Raw genomic sequence first — 18,896 nt, forward strand, 5'->3', positions numbered from 1 at the left:
TCCGGAAGTCAGCTTGCGCTCTTAGCGGTAAATATCGGTGTAGAGTTCGGACGCGGCCGGCTCGGGATCGTGCTGCGCGAAATCGGCCGCGTTGTTGACGATCTCGCGCACCTCGGCGTCGATGGCTTTCAGATTCTGCTCGCTCTCGCCCGCCGCCAGCAGCCGGTTGCGGACCTGCTCGATCGGATCGTGGTCGTGACGAACCTTCTCGACCTCTTCGCGCGTTCGGTACTTCGCGGGATCCGACATCGAATGGCCGCGATAGCGGTAGGTCTGCATTTCCAGGATATAGGGCCCTTTGCCCTCGCGGCACCACGCAATCGCTTCCTCGCCGGCGGCCTTGACGGCGCGGACGTCCATGCCATCGACCTGCTTGCCCGGAATATTGAAGGAGAGGCCGCGCCTGGAAAAATCGGTCTGGGCCGAAGAGCGCGTCACCGACGTACCCATGGCGTAGCGGTTATTCTCGATGACGTAGATCACCGGCAGCTTCCACAACTCCGCCATGTTGAAGCTTTCGTAGACCTGGCCCTGGTTGGCGGCGCCGTCGCCGAAATAGGTGATGCTGACGAAATCATTGCCGCGATAGCGGTTGGCGAAGGCCAGCCCGGTGCCGAGCGACACCTGCGCGCCGACGATGCCATGACCGCCGAAGAAATTCTTCTCCTTGCTGAACATGTGCATGGAGCCGCCCTTGCCCTTGGAATAGCCGCCATGACGGCCGGTCAGTTCGGCCATCACACCCTTGGCTTCCATTCCCGTGGCCAGCATGTGGCCGTGGTCGCGGTATCCCGTTATGACCTGATCGCCCAGCTTCAGGGCCATCTGCATGCCGACCACGACCGCTTCCTGGCCGATATAGAGATGGCAAAAGCCGCCGATCGCCCCCATGCCATAGAGCTGGCCGGCCTTTTCCTCGAACCGCCGGATCAGCAGCATGTCGCGCAACGCGGCCAATTCCTGCTCTTTGGTGAATTCCGGCGGGGAATCGATGCCTTTGTCCTGCCCTGCGTCTTTTGCGGCGGTTTTCTTGGGTGCGGCCATAGCAATTCCGGATGAGAGAGAAAAGTTGGCCCTCTCTAGCCCAAGTCAAACCGCCATGAAAGGATTGCGTGCGCCTGCGAAACTTCCGCTATGCCGCAGTGCAATGTAGCACGAAATTTTCGTGATCGATTTCGCGGTGTTTTGAAATTTGACGCCGATAAACGCGGCCGACGAAAGCCAGCCCCGCGGCTTACGCAGGGGTGGCAGCTTCGTTCAGTAAAATGTGTAAGCGAGGCAAGGGATGAATGTGCCACGAAACCCTAGTTCGGATTGATCCGGACCAGGTCGTGGGGATTGACGTAGTCGAGCTGATAGCGGGCCCGCTCGTCAAGCATGTCGGGATCGACCCGGTCCGACCGCAACAGCGAGACGCGCTGCTCGCCCTCGGCGCGCTCCTGCTTCAGGCGCGCCAGTTCGGATGTCAGACCGATGATCTCCTGGTCGAGCTCCTGCTGCGCATTCAACCCATACTTGCCGGTATAGGCATTGACGCCAAAATAGCCGATCAGCGCCGCCGCCATCGCATAGAGGGCGAGACCGGTAAGCACGGATTTGAGTCGGCTGCGAGAGACCATGACCGGGAGGATGCAACCACCCGGTTAATGGAATCCTAAAGGCCAGCGCGGTGCGCCGGCCCCGTCTATTTATGACTATTTATGATACTTGCCCACGAAGGCCGCGTAGGCATCGATATATTGCTTCAACACCGCCTGTAGCGATTCCTTGATCAACTCGCCCTTGTCATCGAACGCGTCGCCGACACCGTTCAGGTAGATTTCAGGCTGGCCGAGGATCGGGCCGGAAATGCCCGGCAGGATGTTCTGCAGGTGCTTGGCAGCGGCAATCCCGCCGAGCGGACCCGGCGAATTGCTGATGATGCCGACCGGCTTGCCAAGGAACGAGCTCTTGCCATAGGGGCGCGACGCCACATCGATGGCGTTCTTCAACACGCCGGGGATCGAGCGATTGTATTCCGGCGTGACGAACAGGACGCCGTTCGATTTCTGGATCTTTTCGCGGAACGCCAGCCAGTCGGCCGGCGGCGCAGCTTCCAGATCCTGATTGAAGAACGAGATGCCGTTCAGGGTAACGACCTCGAGCTTCAACGTGTCGGGCGCAAGCTTGGTCAAGGCATTGGCGATCCTGAGAGAGAAGCTCTCTTTGCGAAGGCTGCCGGCGATGACGACAATGTGATGAGGGGTGGACATGGGATTTCCTTGTTGGCGCGAACGCAGAACGGTCGGCGCTCAACCTAGCCGGATCGGATGAAGATGCAAGTGCATGGACGCGCAAATTAAAGGCGAAAGCGCCTTAAATAAAAAACAGGCCGTCCATCCGGACAGCCTGTTCTCGCAAGCTTCGCCGTGACGATCAGATCACCGGATTCCAGGCCGACGGCACCAGGCGATATTTCGCGCCGTCCTTCTCGACATGGCCGATGCACGGGAAGGTGAAATGGAAGCCCACCACCGTCGCTTTCTCCGCGGCCGCCATGTCATAGAATTTATGACGCGTTTTCTGCGCGAGCTCCGGATTCTCGTCATACATCACGTGCCAGTCCGGATTGCGCAGGAAAAACTCGGGGATGTTGGTGACATCGGACTGAATCAGGATTTTGGAATTGCCGGAAGCGATGACGAAGCTGGTATGGCCGGGCGTATGTCCCGGCGTCGAGATCGAGGTGATGCCGGGCGCAACTTCCTTGTCCCAATCGTACTTCGCCACCTTGGACTCGATGCCGGCGAAGGTCTTCTTCACATTGGCGAAGTAGTTCTTCATCACGTCCGTCTTGGCCTTGGCGGCGTTCTCGTCGCTGGTCCAGAACGCCCAGTCGACCGACGGCACCATGATCTCCGCATTCGGGAACGCCATCGAGCCATCGGCGGCGCGGATGCCATTGGTGTGATCCGGATGCAGATGCGACAGCAGCACGATGTCGATGCTCTTGGGATCGACGCCGGCGGCGGCGAGGTTTTGCAGCGTGCGGCCGACCGCGCCTTTGGTCGGCCCAAGATTGGCGACGCCGTTGCCGGTATCGATCAGCACCAGCTTGCTGCCGGTGTTGATGAGCTGCGGGTTGAACGGCACCGTCACCATGCCCTGCGGCATGTAGGCCGCCTCCGCAGCCGCCGTCGCCTTGGCTTTCGGGACATTGGTCACGAACGTATCCGGCAGAGGAAACGATCGCGCACCGTCATTGATCGAGGTGCATTCGTAAGCACCGACCTTGTAGCGGTAGAAACCGGGCGCCTGCGCCCCGGCCGGCGGCTCCGCAGCGCGCGCCGGTGTCCCCAGCGGCCCCAAAACGCTTGCCGCACCCATCGCGGCCACACCGGTCAACAGATGACGGCGGTTCAAATCAGTCATGATGAATTTCTCCCATCCTCCACGCGTCGCATTTAGGCGCGTTCGCGGCCCGCGAATGTCCCCTCGTTGAGGGCGGAAGGCAAGCCGCCTCGTCGCGCACGCAAGTAAGACTTACGTGAAATTGCTACGCGACATGGATCGGTATGCCGCGAGCCGAATCTCACACGGCTTTGTTCGGATTGATCAGGAATTTCTCGCCGGTCGAGCGCCTGCCATAGGCGGCCAGGTTTGCAAGCTGCAACGCCTCCTGCAGCGACACCACCTGGGTGTAATGGCTGGCGAAAGTGGTCTTGAGCTCAGCGACCACGCGCTGGCGCAGCCGCGCGCTATCGGCAGGACTGATCTTTTGCATGAAATGAAACAGCAGCCAGCCGCCGACGCCCCAGGCCATGCCGAACGCCCGGTTCAATTCGACCGGGCCGGGATCGAGGCTGCCGTAGATATAAACCTGCTTGTGTACGCTCGACCCGTAACGGCTGTAGACCTTGGCGTTCCTGTTGGCGGCAATCTCCATGCAGGTCAGAATCTGGCCGGCGAGCTTGCCGCCGCCGATCGCATCGAACGCGAGCGTCGCGCCGGTCTCTTCAATCGCGCCGGTCAGATCGTCCTGGAATGACGGCGCGGAAGAATCGACGACATGCTTGGCGCCGATCTTGCGCAGGATATCCGCCTGCTGCGGACTGCGAACGATGTTGACGAGGCCGATGCCGTCCTTGAGGCAGATCCTGTTGAGCATCTGTCCGAGGTTGGATGCGGCGGCGGTATGAACCAGCGCCTTGTGGCCTTCGCCCCGCATGGTTTCGATCATGCCGAGCGCCGTCAGCGGATTGATGAAGCAGGAGGCGCCTTCCGCCGCCGTCGTTCCTTCCGGCAACGCCAGAACGTCGCGCGCCTTCAGGCAACGGTATTGCGCATACATCGCGCCGCCGCTCATCGCCACTGTCTTGCCCATCAGCGCCCCCGCCGCTTCCGACGAACCGGTGCTGACAACGACGCCCGCCCCCTCATTGCCGACCGGCATGGATTGGTCGAGCCGTCCGGCCATGGCGCCCATCGCCGCTTGCGGGACTTTCGCGGTGATCACCGGGCTCTCTCTGGTGCCTGATGCCTTTGCCGTCGCCATGTCGGCGGCGCCGGTCAGGAGCCCGATATCGGACGGATTGAGCGGCGTGGCCTCGACGCGGACGACGACTTCATCCGCCGCAGGCTCGGGCGTCGGCACCTCGACGAGGGATATTTCGAGTTCGCCGTTCTTTGTGATCAGCGAACGCAGCTGAAGACCGGTTTTAGGCACGTTGGAATTCACGGCGAACCTCCCTGTCCCGGCCTCGGCCGTTCCTTCTCAAGACTTTGTCGCGGCGTGATCGTCAGATCCCGCAACCCGTGCCGGCGGGTTGCCCTCGAAGGCGGATTTGGCGCGCTTGGCCAGCCAGTAGGAATAAGGCGGCGCCACCAGCTTGAAATCGGGATCGGCACTGAGCTTCTGCGCCGCGTCCATCGGCCAGTTCGGATTGTAGATCATCTCGCGCGCAAGCGCGGTCAGGTCGGCGCGGCCCTCCTGCAGGATCGCCTCGGCCTGATCGGCATGCACGATATGTCCGACCGCCATGGTCATGATGTCAGCTTCTTTGCGGATCTTCTCGGCGTAAGGCACCTGGTAGCCGTATTTCTGCGACCGCACGCCGTCCATCGGCGAATAAGCGAGCGTACCGCCGGAAGAGCAATCGATGACATCGACGCCCTTGGTCTTGAGCAGCTTCGCCAAACGCACGCTTTCGTCGGGACCCCACCCTGCGTCGTCCTCGCAGGACAGCCGCATGAACAACGGCTTTTCCGCCGGCCAGACCGCGCGCACGCATTCGGCGACCTCGATCGCGAACCGCATCCGGTTGAGTTCGGAGCCGCCATATTCGTCGGTTCTGACATTGGCGACCGGCGACAGGAACTGATGGATCAGATAGCCATGCGCGCCGTGGATCTCCAGCACGTCAAAGCCCGCGGCGTCGGCGCGCACCGCCGCCTCGCCCCATTTGACCGCGAGATCCCGCACCTCGTTATGCGACAGCGCGCGCGGCACTGGCGATTTCTCGGTATGCGGCACCGCGCTGGGCGCCACCAATTCCCAGCCTTCCCAGTCGAAGATCTCGGGCTCGTCGCCGCGCAGCGGCTTGCCGCCTTCCCACGGCCGCGACAGCCGCGCCTTACGGCCGGAATGACCGAGCTGGATTCCGACAGCCGCGCCATGCACCTTGATGAAAGCGGCGCAACGCGCGAGGTTCGGAATGAATGCGTCGTTCCAGAGGCCGGTATCGCCGACCGTGCCGCAGCCGTTGCGCGCCACCTTGGTCGATTCCATGATGACGAGCGCCGCGCCGCCTTGGGCATATTTGCCGGCATTGACGAGATGCCAGTCGGTCGCAAAGCCCTCGACCGCCGAATATTGGTGCATCGGCGCCACGACGATACGGTTCTTCAGCCGCAGGCCCCGGATCTGGAGCGGAGAAAACAACATCGGCTGGGTCATCGCGTTCACTCTCTGGCGGCAGCGTCAACGGCAATGATCGGACGGTGTCTCCCGGTTACGCAAGCGCTTTCAGCGCGGCCCTGCCGGCATATTTCGCCTGGCTTCCCAATTCCTGCTCGATCCGCAGCAACTGGTTGTACTTGGCGGTGCGGTCGGAGCGCGCCAGCGAGCCGGTCTTGATCTGCCCGCAATTGGTGGCGACCGCCAGATCGGCGATGGTGGAATCCTCGGTTTCGCCGGAGCGGTGCGACATCACGGCGGTATAGCCGGCCTTGTAGGCCATCTCGATCGCACTCAGCGTCTCCGTCAAGGTGCCGATCTGATTGACCTTGACCAGGATGGAATTGGCGCGGCCGTTCTTGATGCCGTCGGCGAGCCGGATCACGTTGGTGACGAACAGATCATCGCCGACCAGCTGGCACTTGCCGCCGATCAGATCGGTCAGCTCTTTCCAGCCTTCCATGTCGTCTTCGGCCATGCCGTCCTCGACCGAGACGATCGGATAGCGCGACACCAGGTCAGCCAGATATTTCGCCTGCTCGGAGCGCGAACGGGTCTTGTTCTCGCCGCCATAGACGTAAGCGCCGTCCTTGAAGAATTCGGTCGCGGCGCAATCCAGCCCCAGCATCACATCACCGCCCGCCTTGTAACCGGCCTTGCCGATCGCAGCCATGACGAACTCGAGGGCGGCGTCGGCCGACGGCAGGTTCGGCGCAAAGCCGCCCTCGTCGCCGACATTGGTGTTGTGGCCGGCCTTTTTCAGTTCGCCGCGCAACGTGTGGAAAATCTCCGAACCACAACGCAGCGCTTCTGCGAAGGTTGCGGCGCCGACCGGCAGGATCATGAATTCCTGGAAGTCGATCGGATTGTCGGCATGCACGCCGCCATTGACGATATTCATCATCGGCACCGGCAGCGTCCGCGCCGAGGTGCCGCCGACATAGCGATAGAGCGGCATGTCGAAGGATTCCGCGGCCGCCCTGGCACAGGCCAGCGACACGCCGAGAATGGCATTGGCGCCGAGCCGGCTCTTGTTCGGCGTGCCGTCGAGATCGATCATGACCTGGTCGATCTGCACCTGCTCCTCGACCGCCATATCGCTCAGCGCTTCGAAAATTTCGCCGTTCACGGCGCCAACCGCCGCCTGGACGCCCTTGCCGAGATAGCGGCTCTTGTCGCCGTCGCGCAATTCCACCGCCTCATGGGCCCCGGTCGAGGCCCCCGACGGCACCGCGGCGCGGCCGACCGAGCCGTCTTCCAGCACCACATCGACTTCGATGGTCGGGTTGCCGCGGCTGTCGAGGATTTCGCGGCCGATGATGTCGACGATGGCGGTCATGGGAGCCTCTTTTGAAAAATATCAGGGATCTGGGGCGGTTGGCGCCGCTTCTACCGCAACGGATGGAAACGGAAAAGGCCGGTGACGGGGACAGCATGACGGGCTATAGCGTTTTCGAGCGAAGTGGATACCGGTTCGCGTAAAGAAAACGCGTCAAAATAAAGAGGATAGAGCTTCGGTTCTGATTCAATCAGAAACGAAAAAGCTCTAAGACGGCGCAATGGAGATCAGCAAACCCCGCAAATCGTCGAAGCCCGCGCCGAAATCGGAAGGCCTGCAACTCGGCCGCGCCGTGAAGTGGCCCGAGACGCCGGAACAGGCCAAGCTCGACCGTGTTCCCAACCCGCAGAGGGATACCGATTACGTGGTGCGGTTCACCGCGCCCGAATTCACCTCGCTCTGCCCGGTCACCGGCCAGCCGGATTTCGCGCATCTGGTGATCGACTATGTGCCGGGCCAGTGGCTACTGGAGTCGAAATCGCTGAAACTCTATGTCGCGAGCTTCCGCAACCACGGCGCGTTCCATGAGGATTGCACAGTGATGATCGGCAAGCGGATCGCATCCGAGATCAAGCCGAAATGGCTGCGGATCGGCGGCTACTGGTATCCGCGCGGCGGCATTCCGATCGACGTGTTCTGGCAGACCGGCCAGCTGCCGAAGGGAATGTGGGTGCCCGAGCAGGGCGTCGCGCCCTATCGCGGGCGGGGTTAAGGCTGGACATCCGGCCTTGCCAAAGCGTCCGCGGGCTGCCGCTGCCGCAACAGCCCCGCGCAAACAAATCCGAGCACGACCATCACGACGGCGCCTGTCAGCAAGGTCGGCAGCTTGCCGGTATGCGCGATACCGAACCCGTACGCCATCGGACCGATGGTCTGTCCCATGAAGAAGAAAAACGAATGCAGCGACATCGCTGTGGCGCGCGCCTCCACGGAGAGCTCACTGGCGAATACCTGGAGACAACCGTGGATCATGTAGAAGCCCCAGCCCATGAAAAGCAGGCTCAATAACTGGAATTTCCAGTGGGGACCTGATGCGGCGACGGCCAGTTGCAGCGCCACCAGCGACGCGCCCGCGATCATCATCCCGCCGACGCCGAGGCGCGGCAGGAAACGCGAAACGGTCAGCGTGTAGAATAGCCCGCCAACCGCAAAGCCGGCGATCACGATGCCGGCGATCGACAGGCTGGTCTCGCCTGTTTCGCGCAGGAACGAGGAGATATAGGGAAACAATCCAAGCACGCAGCAACCCTCGACGAACACGGCCGAGTAGCAGACCCGCGCATTCGGGTTGCTGAAGATGGTGCGGTAGCCCTGTTTCAGCGCCGAAAAATTCGTTCGCGGCGGCGACTTCAAATCGGTGCCCCGAAAACCGGCAACCACCGCGATCGACGCCAGAATGACCATGCCGCCGATCACGACGAGAACGCCGCGCCAGCCAAGCATATCGCCGATCAGGCCGGACACCGAGGCGCCCAGCAAATTGCCGGTCATCGTGCCCGCCAGCGTGCGGCTGATCGCGACCTGCCGCTTTTCCGGCGCGACGAGGTCGCTGGTCAAACTCAACGCAATCGGAAATACCCCGCCCGAAGCGATGCCGGCGAGAATCCGTGTCGCGAACAGCAGCGAGAACGACGTCGACATCGCGCCGAGGATGCTGGCGAGGCCGAGCAGCACGAGGCAGCCCATCATCAGCCGCACCTTGCCGAGCAGGTCAGCGGCCGCTCCTAGCGCCGGCTGGACGATAGCGAAGGTGAATGCATACACGGAAGCAAAGCCCGCCGCCGCCGTGATGCTGACGGCGAAATCGCTGGCGATGTGCGGCAACACCGGATCGAGCGCCCGCGTCGACAGGCTGGCCGCAAAGCTCGCGAGCGCAATGATATTGATCGCCGCAGGCAGGCGTGTGTCGTCGGGCCGCGAACCTGGCTGCGGCATCAGCGCCCGACGTTCTCTGCTGGATTCTTGTCCGTGCCTTTGTCCGCTGCCTTGGCGAGCGCGTCGAACGCCATCAGCGTCCGTGCCAGGCCTTCGAACTCGCGCAGCGGCACCATGTTGGGACCGTCGGAGGGCGCGCGGTCGGGATCGGGATGGGTTTCGATGAACACGCCGGCGACGCCGACCGCGACCGCGGCGCGCGCCAGCACCGGCACGAATTCACGTTCGCCGCCCGAGGATGCGCCCTTGCCGCCCGGCTGCTGCACCGAATGCGTCGCATCGAAGATGACCGGCGCGCCGGTGGTCCGCGCCAGGATCGGCAGCGCGCGCATGTCCGACACCAGCGTATTGTAGCCAAAGGAAACGCCACGTTCCGTGACCAGCACGCTGGCGTTGCCCGCGCTTGTGATCTTGGCGACCACATTCGCCATATCCCAGGGCGCCAGAAACTGTCCTTTCTTGACATTGACGACCTTGCCGGTCGCGGCCGCCGCCAGCAACAGATCGGTCTGCCGGCACAGGAATGCCGGAATCTGCAAGACGTCCACGGCTTCCGCGACTTCGGCGCATTGCGAAATCTCGTGGACGTCGGTGAGAACGGGCAATCCGAGCGACGAGCGGATTTCAGCGAAGATCGGCAGCGCCTGCCTCAATCCGATGCCTCGCGCGGCGGAAGCGCTGGTACGGTTGGCCTTGTCGAACGAGGTCTTGTAGACGAGGCCGATCTTCAGCCGGGCCGAGATTTCCTTCAGCGCGGAGGCGACTTCAAGCGCATGCGCACGGCTCTCGAGCTGGCAGGGGCCAGCAATGAGCGAGATCGGCAGATCATTGCCGAATTTGACGGATCCGACGCTGACGACCGGCGCGGCTGAAATGTTTGCGTTCAAGCTAGCGTCCTCTTTGAGCGCGACCATGCCGGGCGGCGCGCGAGGGATCAACCCTCTTTGGCGGCTTCGAATATCAGGCTTGCCTCACAGGGTGAGATCAGCCGAAAGCCGTGACCGTGGCCCGGCTCTGATGGCATCAAAGCCGGGGCTCCATCCGCTGCAATTCGCGCAAAACGCGATCGATCACTTCACCGCCGAGAACGAGGTCGGCACCAGCAGCTGGTTGACGATATTGGCAACGATCTGGCCGTCCTCCTCGGTCTTGGCGCGCGCCGTGATCCATTCCGGATCGGCCTGGAACGCGGTCCATTTCTTGTCGCGATCGGCAAGCGACTCCCACGCCAGCATGTAGGTCAGTTCCTGGTTGGATTCGCCAACCAGCGTGGTGAAGAACCCGGCCTGCTTGATGCCGTGCTTCTCCCATAGTTTCAGCGTGATGGTCTCGAAGCGCTTCAACAGCGCCGGCAGCCGGCCCGGCAGACAACGATAGACGCGGGTTTCATAAATCATGGATAGCCTCCCTGTTCTTGCGTGGCGTTTATAGCCGCTGAACGGAAGGCTGTCTTGGGTGAGTCATGCACGTCTTTACGACGTAAGCGCATGACTGGACGCTTGGCCTCGAAGCCAGCTTGAGCCAAGCTGAAGTTTATACCAGCCGGCTCTGCACCATCGCCGCCTGAATGAAGGACGCAAACAGCGGATGCGGCTCAAACGGCCGCGACTTCAGTTCGGGATGGAATTGCACGCCGATGAACCATGGATGATCCTCATATTCGACGATTTCCGGCAGCACGCCATCGGGCGAAAGGCCTGAAAACCGCAGGCCGTGCTGTTCCAGCCGGTCCTTGTAGGCGGTGTTGACCTCGTAGCGGTGACGGTGGCGCTCGGAAATCTCGGTGGCGCCGCCATAAACTCCCGACACCCGGCTGCCGCGCTTGAGCGCCGCGGGATAGGCGCCGAGCCGCATGGTGCCGCCGAGATCGCCGGCCTGGGAGCGCTTCTCCAACTCGTTGCCGCGCAGCCATTCCGTCATCAGGCCGACCACCGGCTCCGGCGTCGGGCCGAACTCGGTGGAGTTCGCCTCCTCGATGCCGACCAGATTGCGCGCGGCCTCGATCACCGCCATCTGCATGCCGAAGCAGATGCCGAAGTAAGGTACGTCGCGCTCGCGCGCGAATTGCGCCGCGCGGATCTTGCCCTCGGCGCCGCGCTGGCCGAACCCGCCGGGCACCAGAATGCCGTTGACGTGTTCGAGGAACGGCGCGGGATCCTCGTTTTCGAATACCTCGCTCTCGATCCAGTCGAGATTGACCTTGACCTTGTTAGCGATGCCGCCATGCGACAGTGCCTCGATCAGCGATTTATACGCATCCTTCATGCCGGTATATTTGCCGACGATGGCGATGGTGACATCGCCTTCGGGATTGCGGACCCGCTCGTTGATGACGTGCCAGCTTTGCAGCGCCGGCGGAATTTTGGGCGCGATGCCGAACGCCGCCAGCACCTCGTCGTCGAGGCCTGCGTCGTGATAGGCCTCCGGCACGGCATAGATGTTGTCGACGTCGCGCGCCTCGATCACGGCGCTTTCGCGCACGTTGCAGAACAGGCCGAGCTTGCGCCGCTCCTCTTTGGGAATCGGCCGGTCGGTGCGGCACAGCAGGATGTCCGGCTGGATACCGATCGAGCGCAATTCCTTGACCGAATGCTGCGTCGGTTTTGTCTTCAACTCGCCGGCGCTCGGGATGAACGGCAGCAGCGTGAGATGAATATAGACCGCATGATCACGCGGCAGATCGTTCTTGAGCTGGCGGATCGCCTCGAAGAACGGCAATCCCTCGATGTCGCCGACGGTGCCGCCGATTTCGACCAGCACGAAGTCATAGCCTTCATTGCCGTCGAGGATGAATTCCTTGATGGCGTTGGTGACATGCGGCACCACCTGGATGGTGGCGCCAAGATAATCGCCCCGCCGTTCCTTGGTCAGGATGTCCTGGTAGATACGGCCGGTGGTGATGTTGTCGGCCCTGGTGGCCGGACGGCCGGTGAAGCGTTCGTAATGGCCGAGATCGAGGTCGGTCTCGGCGCCGTCATCGGTCACGAATACTTCGCCGTGCTGGTACGGCGACATCGTTCCGGGGTCGAGATTGAGATAGGGATCGAGCTTGCGAAGGCGGACCTTGTAGCCCCGTGCCTGCAACAGGGCGCCAAGCGCCGCCGATGCCAGACCCTTTCCGAGCGAGGAAACCACGCCGCCGGTGATGAAAATGTACCGCGCCATGGGACTCAACCTTTAAGCCTAGTGCTGTGATTCGCCAAAACGAATCGCACCCCTCGCCAAACATTCTGCATGGCTGTGGGTGACGTGGAAAATGAAGTATTATCAGTGCATTGATGGGGACCGCTCATGCAGGATGCCAGATGCCATCCTGCATGGCCACCCCGCGTTATTGCGACTGCGGCGCCTGCGGCACGGCTGGCGCGGGTAGATTCTGCTGCTGGTCCGACTTCTTCAGCGAATCCAGGATACCGCCGCTGGTTGGCGGTGCGACCGGCGTGGCGCCACCCACTGGCTGCGACTGCGAGGCCGGCGTGCCCAGGATCGAGGTCGGCACACGGTTGTAACTGGCGAGCCAGGACAGAAACAGGCTGGTCACGAAGAAGCCGGCCGCGAGAATAGCCGTCGTGCGCGACAGCAGATTGGCCGTGCCGCGGCTCGACATGAAGCCGGCGCCTCCACCCATGCCGAGGCCGCCGCCCTCGGATTTCTGCAGCAGCACCGTCGCGATCAGGACCGCGACAATCATGAGGTGAATGACGATAACGACAGTTTGCATCTTTACCTTCCGTCACGAACCTTCGGGAACCGGAGTTCCGGCGGCGGCGCGTCGGCTTACGAGGTTTTTTGAAGTCGCGCGGGTGTTACACGATCGGACGGGGTTGTGTCACCCCCGATGCCGGCAGATCCCTAGCTAGGGACATCCCGCCGCAATCGCAAGAAAATCCACAGCCTTCAGGCTGGCGCCGCCGACCAGGGCGCCATTGACGTTGGCAACCGCCATCAATTCGGCCGCGTTCGAGGGTTTGACGGACCCCCCGTAAAGAATGCGGATCCTGGCCCCCTCCCCGTTAAACCGGGAGACGAGAGAATCCCGAATAAACCGATGAACTTGCTCAACATCTTTTACCGTCGGGGTCAGGCCGGTGCCGATCGCCCAGACCGGCTCATAGGCCACGACCAGATTGGCCGCGATAGCCCGCTCCGGCAGCGATCCAGCAAGCTGCCCGCCGCAAATGTCGAGGGTTTGGCCCCGGTCGCGCTGCTCCCGGGTTTCGCCGATACAAACAATGGCGGTCAGGCCGGCGCGCCAGGCGGCCTCCGCCTTCGACCGGACCAGTGCGTCGCTATCGCCATGATCGGCGCGCCGCTCGGAATGGCCGACAATGACGGCGGTGGCGCCGGCATCCGCCAGCATTTCCGCCGAAAGATCGCCGGTATGGGCGCCGGATGCCTCGGGATGGCAATCCTGGGCGCCGAGGGCAATCGTCCGGGCGCCGCCGCGCGCCTTTTCGGCGAAAATCGCAATCAGCGTCGCGGGCGGACAAACCAAAAGATCGGTCTTGGCGGCCACCGTGGCCGCGCCCGCCAGCATGGCTTCGAACTCGGTCAGCGAGGCCCTGAGGCCATTCATCTTCCAATTGCCGGCGATCAGCGGCCGAATGGCGTCGGTCATATGAAATTCCCGCAACAGTTTGTGAATATGCGCTAGCAGAGCCCGCGCGCCAGTTCCAGAGACCGGCTTTTGCGGCCGTCAAGCCGTTAACCGCGTCAACCGGCCCACCCCTGCGAGGTTGCGACGGGGTGACTGCCACTTTATGATGCTTTATCAGCCCGGTGATGCCCTTTTGCCGAATTCGGAGTTGAATTCCTCCGAATTGCTTTTGGGCCTACCGGTTCCCCTCCTGCAAATAAGTTGGACCCATGCTTCGAGGATTACGAAAAGCCTCATCAAACTGGCTCGGCAAAACCATAATGGCCGTGGTGATGGGCGTGCTGATTGTCAGCTTCGGCATCTGGGGCATCGCCGACATCTTCCGGGGATTCGGAGAATCGACGGTCGCCAAGATCGGTCACACCGAGATCTCTCTCAATGATTTCCGCCAGCTCTATACCGACCGGCTGCAACAGATCGGCCGCCAATTCGGCCGCCCGTTGACGGCGGAGCAGGCCCGCGCCTTCGGCATCGATCGCCAAGTGCTGCAGCAGACGATCGCCGAGGCCGCGCTTGACGAGCAGACGCAGCGCCTCGGGCTCGGACAATCCAACGAAGAAACCATGCGCATGATCCTCAGCGATCCTAACTTCAAGGGAACCAACGGCGCGTTCGATCCGGCGCGTTTCGCCGCTGCGATCCGGCAATTCGGCTATACCGAGCAGCGCTACATCGCCGACCAGCGCAAGGTTTCGCTCCGCCGCCAACTCGCCGGCACCATCTCGGCCGGGATCGAGCCGCCCAAGGCCATGATCGAAGCGCTGAGCCGTTTCCAGAACGAGCAACGGTCGATCGAATACGTCAAGCTCGGCGCCGCGCAGGCCGGGACGATCGACCCGCCGTCGCCGGAAGCGCTCGCCGCTTATTTCGACGATCACAAGATCCAGTTCCGCGCGCCCGAATATCGCAAGATCGCCTTTGTCGTGGTCACGCCGGAAGAAATCGGCAAATGGTCGGAAGTCTCGGACGAGGACGCCAAGAAGCTGTTCGAGGCGCGCCGCGACCAACTCGGAACCCCGGAAAAGCGCGAGGTTTCGCAGATGGTGTTTCCGACCGTGGAAGAGGCCGATGCCGCGCGCAGCCGTATCGCCGCGGGAACGTCGTTCGACGATCTGGCCAAGGAACGCGCGCTTAAGCCATCCGATGTCGAGCTCGGCCTGATCGCGAAATCCGGAATCCTCGACCCGGCGGTCGCCGAGGCGGCTTTCAAGCTACCATCCGGCGAGGTGAGCCAGCCGGTGCAAGGCAGGTTCGGCGTTGCCCTGGTCAGGGTCGGCAAGATCGAGCCGGGGACCGCGGTATCCTATGAAAGCGTCGCCCAGAACCTGAAGAGGGAAATCGCCGCCGATCGCGCGCGCCAATCGGTCGCCGATCTCCGCGACAAGATGGAAGACGAGCGTGCCGGCGGCGCCAGCGTGACCGAGGCCGCCCAGAAACTGAAGCTCGCCGTCGTCACGATCGACGCTATCGATCGTTCCGGGCGGCAGCCCAACGGCGAGACGGCGATCAACATTCCCCCCGGTCTCGACGTCGTCACCCAGGCTTTCAGCAGCGATGTCGGCGTCGACAACGATCCGATTTCGTATAACGGCGGCTATGTCTGGTACGACGTACTGGCGATCACCCCATCACGCGACCGCAGCCTTGACGACGTCAAGGACCAGGTCGAGGCGAAATGGCGCGAAGACCAGATCGCCGACCGGTTACGCGCCAAGGCCACCGACATGGTGCAAAAGCTCGAACAGGGCGGCAAGCTTGCCGACGAGGCGGCCGCCGCCGGCGTCGCGGTCGAAACCGCCGCCAATTTCAAACGCGAGGACTCCCCGCCCGGCGTTCCCGCCAGCGTGGTCGCCGCCGCCTTTCGCACCGCCAAGGACGGCGCCGGCCAGACTCCCGCCGGCGTCGATCAGTGGATCGTGTTTCGGCTGACCGACATCAACGTGCCGCCGGTCGATCTCGCGTCCGACGACGTCAAGAAGATGAAGGACTCGCTTCAACACAGCCTGGAAGACGAGCAGATCTCGGAATATGTCATGAAGCTCCAGTCCGACATCGGAACCTCGATCAACGAAAACGCCTTCGCGCAGGTGACCGGCGCGGGCAGCAACTGAGCCGAGCCGTCCGGTTTCCTCGTTTTCCTGAAAGCGCGCGATGGACCACCTCAAATCGATCATCGGAAAAGTAGCCACCGGCGCGACCTTGTCACGCGATGAGGCCGCTTCCGCCTTCAACGCCGTAATGTCCGGCGAGGCGACGCCCTCGCAGATGGGCGGACTGTTGATGGCGCTTCGCGTCCGCGGCGAGACCGTCGACGAAATCACCGGCGCGGTATCGGCGATGCGGGCCAAGATGCTGCGCGTCAACGCCCCCGCCGACGCCGTTGACATCGTCGGCACCGGCGGCGACGGCTCCGGATCGGTCAACGTCTCGACTTGCGCCTCGTTCATCCTCGCCGGCTGTGGCGTGCCCGTCGCCAAGCACGGCAACCGCGCGCTGTCGTCGCGCTCGGGCGCCGCCGACGTGCTGTCGTCGCTCGGGGTCAAGATCGATATTGCGCCCGAACATGTCGGCCGCTGTATCGCCGAAGCCGGAATCGGCTTCATGTTCGCGCCCTCGCACCATCCCGCCATGAAGAATGTCGGTCCGACCCGCGTCGAGCTTGCCACCCGCACCATCTTCAATCTGCTGGGTCCGCTCTCCAACCCGGCAGGCGTGAAGCGGCAAATGGTTGGAGTCTTTTCCCGGCAATGGGTCCAGCCGCTGGCGCAGGTGCTGAAAAATCTGGGCTCGAAATCGGTCTGGGTGGTACACGGCTCGGACGGCCTCGATGAGATCACCCTCACCGGCCCGACCTTCATCGCCAGCCTCGAAAACGGCAATATCCGCACTTTCGAGGTGACGCCCGAGGAAGCCGGGCTGTCCCGCGTCGAAGGCAGCGCACTGAAGGGGGGTGATGCCGCGGCCAACGCCGTCGCGCTGAAGAATGTGCTCGACGGGTTGCCGGGCCCTTTTCGGGATGTCGCCCTGCTGAACGCCGCTGCGGCGTTGATCGTGGCCGGCCGCGCCATGACATTGAAGGAAGGCGTGGCGCTCGGGACGAAGTCGCTCGACAGCGGCGCCGCAGCAGCGCGGCTGAAGCAGCTCATTGCCGTCTCCAATAGCTGAGGGTGTCCCGATGTCCGACATCCTGACCAGGATCGAAGCTTACAAGCGCGAGGAAATCGCCGCCGCCAAGCGCGCGCATCCGCTGTCGAGCCTCGAAGCGCTGGCAAGGGTTGCGCCGCCGCCACGCGGCTTCGTGCGCGCGATCCGCGACAAACTCGGCCGCGGCGACTACGCGCTGATCGCCGAGGTAAAGAAAGCCTCGCCATCCAGGGGGCTCATTCGCGCCGATTTCGATCCGCCGGAACTGGCCAGGGCCTATGAAGCCGGCGGCGCGGCCTGCCTTTCAGTGCTGACCGATACGCCGTCGTTCGAGGGCCATCTCGATTTCATGGTGGCGGCGCGCGCGGCCACGGCGCTGCCGGTGCTGCGCAAGGATTTCATGTTCGATACCTATCAGGTGGTCGAGGCCCGCGCGCACGGCGCCGATTGCATCCTGATCATCATGGCGGCGCTCGACGACGGCGCAGCGCGCGACATCGAGGACGCGGCGCTGACGCACGGCATGGACGTGCTGATCGAGATCCATGAACGCGCCGAACTCGATCGCGCCCTGAAGCTTCGCTCACCGATGATCGGCGTCAACAACCGCAATTTACGAACCTTCGAGACCACGCTTGCCACCAGCGAGGCGCTGGCGCCGCTGATCCCGAAAGATCGCCTGACGGTCGGCGAAAGCGGCATCTTCGCACCCGCCGATCTCGCACGGCTTTCGCGCGTCGGCATGTCGACATTCCTGGTCGGCGAAAGCCTGATGCGCCAGCCGGATGTCGCTGCGGCGACCCGTGCGCTGCTGGCGCGTGACGCTTCGCCTGCGACGGGCGCAGACTGAATGGCCCGCAGACCATCCAGCGCAAAATCGGCCCTCACCCATATCGACATCAAGGGCGAAGCGCGGATGGTCGACGTCTCGGCCAAACCCGCAACCGAGCGTGAGGCCGTCGCCGAAGGCCGCGTCGTCATGAGCAAGACGACGCTGGCGTTGATCGAAAGCGGTAATGCCAAAAAGGGCGACGTGCTCGGCACCGCGCGCATCGCCGGCATCATGGCGGCCAAGCGCACCTCGGAACTGATCCCGCTGTGTCATCCGCTCGCGCTTTCCAAAGTCACGCTGGAGATCACGCCCGACAAAAAACTGCCGGGCTGCATCGTCCGCGCCACCGTGAAGGTGACCGGCCCCACCGGCGTCGAGATGGAAGCGTTGACCGCAGTGTCGGTCGCATGCCTGACGATCTACGACATGATCAAGGCGGCGGAGCGCGGCGTCCGCATCGAGGGCATTCACCTCGTTGAAAAAAAGGGCGGCAAGTCGGGACACTATCAGGCCGGCGATTGAACAGGTCCGTGATCCCGGCGCGTCCATTTCCGCTTCCACGCCACTCTCACGCGACAGTGTAGGAACGCCGGGCCTCGGTGGCCGTTATCCGGTCTCGACCATCGAAGAGGAACGACACATGAAATTTACGACAATCGCTTTGGCGACGGCATTCGCGCTATCCGGCACGTTCGCGTTTGCACAAAGCACCGGCAGCTCGGCGGGCGGAAGTTCTGCTGCAGGCAGCACCAGCGCAGGCTCGCCGGCGACTGGAACCACCACCGGAAATGCGGCCGGCGTGCAAAGCAGCCCGTCCGGCGGCGGTGCATACAGCAGTCCAAATCCGAGCACTAATCCGTCCGGAAACACGCTCGCTCCCACCGGCTCGCCGAGCGGATCGACGCTGACACCAACCGGTCCGGGCTCCGGGGTCGGGCGGTAAGCACAAGCAACAATCTGAAAAGCCCCGCAAAGCGGGGCTTTCTTTTGCCCGGAGAACACGGCGTTCAGCGGACCATACCAGCGCGCAACGCAAGGTAGCGGCCCCAATTAA

Annotated in this window: 19 protein-coding genes; 5 read left to right on the forward strand and 14 right to left on the reverse strand. The window is 62.9% G+C overall.

The annotated features are described in order from the left end of the window. Window positions 1-21 precede the first annotated feature (21 nt). The 7 genes from pdhA to eno all read right to left on the reverse strand — a co-directional run bounded on the left by pdhA (window position 22) and on the right by eno (window position 7,274). Complete coding sequence (gene pdhA / locus HB630_RS12010; protein ID WP_213772479.1) at window positions 22-1,044, reverse strand: pyruvate dehydrogenase (acetyl-transferring) E1 component subunit alpha; 1,023 nt, start codon at window positions 1,042-1,044, stop codon at window positions 22-24. Between the two features lie 260 nt (window positions 1,045-1,304). Then, window positions 1,305-1,619: a septum formation initiator family protein gene (locus HB630_RS12015; protein WP_213772480.1), complete on the reverse strand. Its 315-nt coding sequence runs from the start codon at window positions 1,617-1,619 to the stop codon at window positions 1,305-1,307. 75 nt (window positions 1,620-1,694) lie between these two features. Continuing rightward, the gene (locus HB630_RS12020) at window positions 1,695-2,252 is read right to left on the reverse strand and encodes an NAD(P)H-dependent oxidoreductase (protein ID WP_213772481.1); all 558 of its coding nucleotides are present in this window, start codon (window positions 2,250-2,252) and stop codon (window positions 1,695-1,697) included. Window positions 2,253-2,415: 163 nt separating this feature from the next. After that, entirely contained in the window at window positions 2,416-3,411 is a 996-nt protein-coding gene (locus HB630_RS12025) for an MBL fold metallo-hydrolase (RefSeq protein WP_213772482.1), read from the reverse strand. A gap of 160 nt (window positions 3,412-3,571) precedes the next feature. Continuing rightward, window positions 3,572-4,705 carry a zinc-binding dehydrogenase gene (locus HB630_RS12030; protein WP_213772898.1) on the reverse strand — a complete coding sequence of 378 codons (1,134 nt, stop codon included), beginning with the start codon at window positions 4,703-4,705 and terminating at the stop codon, window positions 3,572-3,574. Window positions 4,706-4,753: 48 nt separating this feature from the next. Next, complete coding sequence (locus HB630_RS12035) at window positions 4,754-5,935, reverse strand: NADH:flavin oxidoreductase/NADH oxidase (protein WP_213772483.1); 1,182 nt, start codon at window positions 5,933-5,935, stop codon at window positions 4,754-4,756. A gap of 55 nt (window positions 5,936-5,990) precedes the next feature. Then, window positions 5,991-7,274, reverse strand: a complete 1,284-nt coding sequence (gene eno / locus HB630_RS12040; protein WP_213772484.1) for a phosphopyruvate hydratase — start codon at window positions 7,272-7,274, stop codon at window positions 5,991-5,993. A gap of 226 nt (window positions 7,275-7,500) precedes the next feature. Between eno and queF the strand changes: the two genes are divergently transcribed. Continuing rightward, window positions 7,501-7,986: a preQ(1) synthase gene (gene queF / locus HB630_RS12045; RefSeq protein WP_213772899.1), complete on the forward strand. Its 486-nt coding sequence runs from the start codon at window positions 7,501-7,503 to the stop codon at window positions 7,984-7,986. On the opposite strand, the gene HB630_RS12050 is transcribed toward queF, so the two are convergent. The 6 genes from HB630_RS12050 to tpiA form a co-directional block, all read right to left on the reverse strand. Continuing rightward, window positions 7,983-9,209, reverse strand: coding sequence for an MFS transporter (locus HB630_RS12050; RefSeq protein ID WP_213772485.1), 1,227 nt, complete (start codon window positions 9,207-9,209; stop codon window positions 7,983-7,985). The genes queF and HB630_RS12050 overlap by 4 nt on opposite strands. Further along, the gene (gene kdsA, locus HB630_RS12055; RefSeq protein WP_213772486.1) at window positions 9,209-10,096 is read right to left on the reverse strand and encodes a 3-deoxy-8-phosphooctulonate synthase; all 888 of its coding nucleotides are present in this window, start codon (window positions 10,094-10,096) and stop codon (window positions 9,209-9,211) included. The genes HB630_RS12050 and kdsA overlap by 1 nt, the downstream gene beginning before the upstream one ends. A gap of 183 nt (window positions 10,097-10,279) precedes the next feature. After that, window positions 10,280-10,606, reverse strand: a complete 327-nt coding sequence (locus tag HB630_RS12060) for an NIPSNAP family protein (RefSeq protein ID WP_213772487.1) — start codon at window positions 10,604-10,606, stop codon at window positions 10,280-10,282. A 136-nt stretch (window positions 10,607-10,742) separates the two neighbouring features. After that, on the reverse strand, window positions 10,743-12,374 hold the full coding sequence (locus tag HB630_RS12065; RefSeq protein ID WP_213772488.1) for a CTP synthase: 1,632 nt from the start codon (window positions 12,372-12,374) through the stop codon (window positions 10,743-10,745). Between the two features lie 166 nt (window positions 12,375-12,540). Continuing rightward, a complete protein-coding gene (secG, locus tag HB630_RS12070; RefSeq protein ID WP_213772489.1) occupies window positions 12,541-12,930 on the reverse strand; it encodes a preprotein translocase subunit SecG in 390 nt (129 codons plus the stop codon). Window positions 12,931-13,065: 135 nt separating this feature from the next. After that, complete coding sequence (gene tpiA, locus HB630_RS12075; protein ID WP_213772490.1) at window positions 13,066-13,827, reverse strand: triose-phosphate isomerase; 762 nt, start codon at window positions 13,825-13,827, stop codon at window positions 13,066-13,068. Between the two features lie 248 nt (window positions 13,828-14,075). Here tpiA and HB630_RS12080 point away from each other — a divergent pair, with 248 nt between their 5' ends. Genes HB630_RS12080 through moaC form a run of 4 tightly spaced genes read left to right on the forward strand, consistent with a single transcriptional unit; the run spans window position 14,076 to window position 18,364 of the window. Continuing rightward, entirely contained in the window at window positions 14,076-15,977 is a 1,902-nt protein-coding gene (locus HB630_RS12080) for a peptidylprolyl isomerase (protein ID WP_213772491.1), read from the forward strand. 40 nt (window positions 15,978-16,017) lie between these two features. Next, window positions 16,018-17,031 (forward strand): anthranilate phosphoribosyltransferase, encoded by a 1,014-nt coding sequence (gene trpD, locus HB630_RS12085; RefSeq protein ID WP_213772492.1) that lies wholly within the window; start codon window positions 16,018-16,020, stop codon window positions 17,029-17,031. A 10-nt stretch (window positions 17,032-17,041) separates the two neighbouring features. Beyond that, window positions 17,042-17,860: an indole-3-glycerol phosphate synthase TrpC gene (gene trpC, locus HB630_RS12090; protein ID WP_213772493.1), complete on the forward strand. Its 819-nt coding sequence runs from the start codon at window positions 17,042-17,044 to the stop codon at window positions 17,858-17,860. Continuing rightward, the gene (moaC, locus tag HB630_RS12095) at window positions 17,861-18,364 is read left to right on the forward strand and encodes a cyclic pyranopterin monophosphate synthase MoaC (RefSeq protein ID WP_213772494.1); all 504 of its coding nucleotides are present in this window, start codon (window positions 17,861-17,863) and stop codon (window positions 18,362-18,364) included. It begins immediately after the preceding gene. A gap of 84 nt (window positions 18,365-18,448) precedes the next feature. Here the strand turns inward: moaC and HB630_RS12100 are convergent, their stop codons facing one another. Then, window positions 18,449-18,892 (reverse strand): hypothetical protein, encoded by a 444-nt coding sequence (locus tag HB630_RS12100; RefSeq protein ID WP_213772495.1) that lies wholly within the window; start codon window positions 18,890-18,892, stop codon window positions 18,449-18,451. Window positions 18,893-18,896 lie beyond the last annotated feature (4 nt).

Origin of the sequence: Bradyrhizobium sp. dw_78, assembly GCF_018449525.1 — a bacterium.
Classification (GTDB): domain Bacteria; phylum Pseudomonadota; class Alphaproteobacteria; order Rhizobiales; family Xanthobacteraceae; genus Bradyrhizobium.